The organism is bacterium, from assembly GCA_024224155.1.
GTDB lineage: Bacteria > Acidobacteriota > Thermoanaerobaculia > Multivoradales > JAHEKO01 > CALZIK01.
On record JAAENP010000107.1, the window covers coordinates 1 to 1,268 of the forward strand.

1 protein-coding gene is annotated in these 1,268 nt (G+C 62.1%); it reads right to left on the reverse strand.

Annotation, left to right across the window (positions count from 1 at the left end; genetic code table 11):
• Positions 1-1,121, reverse strand: a 1,121-nt coding sequence (locus GY769_06190) for an IS21 family transposase (protein ID MCP4201510.1), incomplete at its 3' end; no start/stop codon positions are given.
• Positions 1,122-1,268 lie beyond the last annotated feature (147 nt).

Genomic DNA, 1,268 nt, shown 5'->3' on the forward strand with positions numbered 1-1,268 from the left:
CCGGGCTTGCGCACCAACCAGTCGATGATGTGCCGGTAGTCCACCCGATGCTTGCCCCGGCCCCGCAGCCGCGGCATCTGTTCGACTTTGCGACCGGCGTACCAAACCTCGACGGTTTCCGTGTTGAGCCGCGCCTCGACCTGCTCGCCGATCAGCCGGCTGTTCACCGAGTAGGCGTTGCGGTCGACGTAGATGATGCTGCCCGAGTCGACCTTCGCTTTCACCCGCTTCGTGCTCTCCAGCCGCCGCTCCGGCAGCGCCCGCAGGTACTGCATCTCGGCCGCCAGGCGCTCGCGCCGGCCGGCGTTTAACTGCGCTAGCAACAATCGTAGGAACTCCTTGTAGTCCGCTATCGAGGCAAAGTCCCGGCTGTCGCGGAGCAGCAGCGCCTGATCAATGGCGCGTTTCAAGCGGTGATGGCGTTGCTCGACATCTCCGTTCTCGTTGGCTTTGCCGGCCTGAATCTTCCGCCCTTCCAGCCGGTGATGCCGCAGCAGCGCCTCGTAGCGCGAGGTGAACTCCTTCTCGTCGCTCATGTTGTTCACCGCCGTTGAAAGCCGGTCGGTCTGGTGTTCCAGCGGGACACCGCCCAGTTCCCACAAGGCGTTCTGCAGACCTTCGCTCAAGCTCTCGAAACTCTCCGAGTAGCACAGCGTGACCGCTTCCCAGTTCGAGTAGGTCAGCACGAAGTGGTAGAGCATGTGCGGAAAGCTCTGTCCGCCGATCGTGATGCCCAGCTCGTTCATGTACGTGAAGTCGGACTGGCTCAGCCGCCCCGGTACGTGCTTCTGTGCGAAGAAGACTTCGCGCCCAGGGCCTTCGGTGGCCCGCCAGCGCTTGATCTGCCGTTGCAGCGTCCGCAGCTGTCCGTCGGCGAACTCGCCCGGGTACTTGCGCTGGAGCGCCTCGAACAGCGTCTTGGCTTCCAGCCCGGGGTTCAAGTCGATCTGCTGGCGAACCTCTTCCCAGACCCGTTCAAACAGGTCCGGACGTGTTCGCCACGTCCGTTCGGGCTTCCTCTCGCTGGGGAGTCTGCCATCGCCCAGGTACTTCCTGGCGGTCTTTACGTCCATGCCGGCTTTCGCCGCCGCAAGTTCTTGCGTTTTCTCTGTCTTAGACAACCTCTTCAACCTCCTGACTTGTGCGTCGGTGACCATCTCCGGGGCGCCCAAGGCGCGATCTTCAATGGTCGTTGATGGTTGTCGCCGGTAGGGAATTTTAATTGTCGTCGGCCGGGAATTCTAATTTTCGCCGATCACGAGATCAGC